The organism is Paucibacter sp. XJ19-41 (assembly GCF_028462495.1).
Taxonomy (GTDB): Bacteria; Pseudomonadota; Gammaproteobacteria; order Burkholderiales; family Burkholderiaceae_C; genus Roseateles_E.
The window spans coordinates 1-3,409 of the sequence record NZ_JAQOWX010000224.1; the positions used below are offsets into that span (position 1 = coordinate 1).

Genomic DNA, 3,409 nt, shown 5'->3' on the forward strand with positions numbered 1-3,409 from the left:
CGTGCGCCGGCTGCGCCTGCCGCTGTATCTGGGCACGCTGGCGCTGGGCACGGTGGCCCTGGTCGGCGCGCTGCTGCCCAGGTCTGCGCTCGAGCCCGGGTGGCTGCTCTGGCTGGGTCTTGCGCTGATGCTGATCCCGGCCTCCGAGGCCGTGGTCGCCCTGCTCAACCGCATGGTCAGCGAATCGCTGCGGCCTCAGCACCTGCCGCGACTGGCATTGGCCGAGGGCATCCCGGCCGAGCATCGCGTGATGGTCGTGATCCCGGCGCTGCTGGGCGAGCCCGGCGCGATCCGCGCGCTGGCCCAGCGCCTGCAGCTGCATCATCTGGCCAACCCGGAAGCCCACGCCCAGTTCGCGCTGCTGAGTGACTGGGGCGACGCCGAGCAGCAGCATGTCGACGGCGACGAGGCGCTGCTGAGCGAGGCCGCGCAGCAGCTGCGCGCACTCAATCTGCGTCATCCGGCCGCGCCGGGAGCGCCGCCGCGCTTTTTGCTGCTGCATCGCGGGCGCCGCTTCAGCGCCAGCGAGCAGCGCTGGATAGGCTGGGAACGCAAGCGCGGCAAGCTCGAAGAGCTGGTCCAGGCGCTGGCCAGCGGCGACGCCGCCGCCTTCATGCCGCTGGGCGAACTCACACAGATCGCCGCCGACACCCGCTACATCGTCACGCTGGACAGCGACACCGGCATGCCGCCCGGCCGCCTGCGCGAGCTGGTCGGCGTCGCAGCCCACCCGCACAACCAGCCGCGGCTGGACGCCAGCGGGCAGCGGCTGCTGGGCGGCTACGGCATCCTGCAGCCGCGTGTCGTGACGCCGCTGCCGGCCGAGCGCGACTTCACGCCCTATCACTGGCTGTTCGCCGGCCGCAGCGGCATCGACCCCTACAGCGCCGCCAGCTCCGAGGTCTATCAGGACCTGTTCCACGAGGGCACCTTCACCGGCAAGGGCCTGCTGCATGTGCACGCCGTCCACGCGCTGCTGGCCGGGCGCCTGCCCGAGGGTCAGGTCTTGAGCCATGATCTGCTGGAGGGCTCGCTGGCGCGCTGCGCGGCGGTCAGCGACATCACGCTGATCGAGGAGGCGCCCTTTCACGCCGATGTGGCGGCCTCGCGCGTGCACCGCTGGACCCGCGGCGACTGGCAGCTGCTGCCGCTGCTACTGAAACCGGGCCGCTACCGGCTGCGAGCGATCAACCGCTGGAAGATGTTCGACAACCTGCGCCGCTCGCTGGTGGCACCGGCCGCGCTGGCGCTTCTGCTGCTGTCGCTGGCCGGCCTGGTGCTGTCGCCGGCGGCCGCGCTGACCCTGGTGCTGGCGGCCTTCACCGCCGGGCCGCTGCTGGGCGCGCTGGCCGGCCTGGCGCCCAGCCGAGACGATCTGGCGCTGGGCCACTTCTACCGTCAGGCCATGCTGGAACTCGTGCGCGCGCTGGCCGGCGGCCTCTGGCATCTGAGCCAGCTGCCGCAGCAGGCGCTGCTGGCGCTGGATGCGATCACGCGCTCGCTCTACCGCACGCTGATCAGCCGGCGCGGGCTGCTGCAATGGACCACCGCTGCGGCCGCCCAGGCCGCCGCCAAGACCGGCCTGCTGGAGAGCCTGCGCCAGCACTGGCGTGCACCGCTGCTGAGCCTGCTGCTGCTGGGCGCGCTGCTGCTCAGCGGCCGCACGCCCTACCCTGCGCTGAGCCTGGCGCTGGGCCTGCTGTGGTTGGGCGCGCCGCTTGTCAGCTGGTGGGTCAGCCGGCCACGGCGCCGCGCCGCCACGCGGCCGGCCGCCGAGCAGGCCTATCTGAGCGGCGTCGCGCGTGACACCTGGCGCTTCTTCGAGCGCTGCGTCGGCCCGGAGGATCTGCATCTGCCGCCCGACAATCTGCAGACCCTGCCGCATGAAATGCTGGCGCATCGCAGCTCGCCGACCAATTTCGGGCTCTACCTGCTGAGCGCCGTCTGCGCCCGCCAGTTCGGCTGGATAGGCACCGAGGAGCTGCTCAAGCGCCTGGAAGCCACACTGGCCAGCATGGCCGGCCTGCAGCGCTACCACGGCCATTTCCTGAACTGGTATGACACGCAGACCCGGGCGCCGCTGCTGCCGATGTATGTGTCCAGCGTCGACAGCGGCAATCTCTGCGGCCATCTGCTGGCGGTGTCCCAGGCCTGCCTGGAGCTGGCCCAGGCCCCTTACGATGAGGGCCCCGCGCGGCGCGCGCTGGCCGCCTCGCGGCTGCGGCTGCGTGCGCTNCGGCAATCTCTGCGGCCATCTGCTGGCGGTGTCCCAGGCCTGCCTGGAGCTGGCCCAGGCCCCTTACGATGAGGGCCCCGCGCGGCGCGCGCTGGCCGCCTCGCGGCTGCGGCTGCGTGCGCTGCTGCCGGCGGACTCGCCACTGCTCATCGAGACCCACAAGGCCGAGAGCTTCGAGCTGCTGATGCAGGCACACATGGCCGCCGAGCCGCTGGCCTGGCTGCTGGCCGACCACCTGGCCACGCTGCGCTCGATGGAGCTGGACCGCCAGGCCATGCTGCTGGGCAGCGACGACGGCAGGCTGCGCCTGCGCGCGCTGGCGCGCGACTGCGAGGTGCTGACCTGGGAGGCCGACTTCAAGTTTCTCTACAGCGACAAGCGCCAGCTCTTCCATATCGGTTTTCGCGTCGCCGAACAGCAGCTCGACGAGGGCTTCTTCGATCTGCTGGCCTCGGAGTCGCGCCTGACCAGCCTGCTGGCAATCGCCAAGGGTGATGTGCCGGTGCGCCACTGGAGCGCGCTGGGCCGGCCCTTCTACGCCCAAGGAACGGCGGCGGGCCTGCGCTCGTGGTCGGGCTCGATGTTCGAATACCTGATGCCGGGCCTGGTGCTGGACGAGCCACAGGGCAGCGCGCTGCGCGAGGCCTGCGAGGCGGCGGTGCAGGAGCAGATCGATTTCGGCGCGCTGCACGGCACGCCCTGGGGCGTGTCGGAGTCGGCCTATGCCGGCAGCGACCACACGCTGGCCTACCAGTATGCGCCGCAGGGCGTGCCGCGGCTGGCGCTGCGCCGCACTCCGCCGGACGAACTGGTGATCGCGCCGTATGCGACGGCGATGGCCGCCCCGCTGGCGCCGCAGCGCGCGCTGCAGAACCTGCAGCGGCTGGAGTCGCTGGGCGCGCGCGGCCGCTACGGCTTCATCGAGGCGCTGGACTTCACGCCCTCGCGCCGCACCGGCGCGGCCGCCTTCATGCCGGTCAGCACCTTCATGTCGCACCACCAGGGCATGAGCATCGTCGCGCTGGCCAATCTGCTGCTGGGCGGCGTCGCGCAGCGCTGGGGCATGGCCGACGCCCATCTGCAGGCGGTGGCCTCGCTGCTGCACGAGAGCGCGCCGCGCGAGGTCTCGCGGCTGGCCGCGCCGGACCCGGGCCCGCCGCCGCTGGCCGCCAC

At 72.3% G+C, this 3,409-nt stretch carries 1 protein-coding gene; it reads left to right on the plus strand.

Annotated features, from left to right (window positions below):
- Positions 1 to 2,264: 2,264 nt before the first annotated feature.
- Positions 2,265 to 3,409 (plus strand): glucoamylase family protein (locus PO768_RS28245; protein ID WP_272648710.1); only part of this gene is annotated, 1,145 nt, incomplete at its 3' end.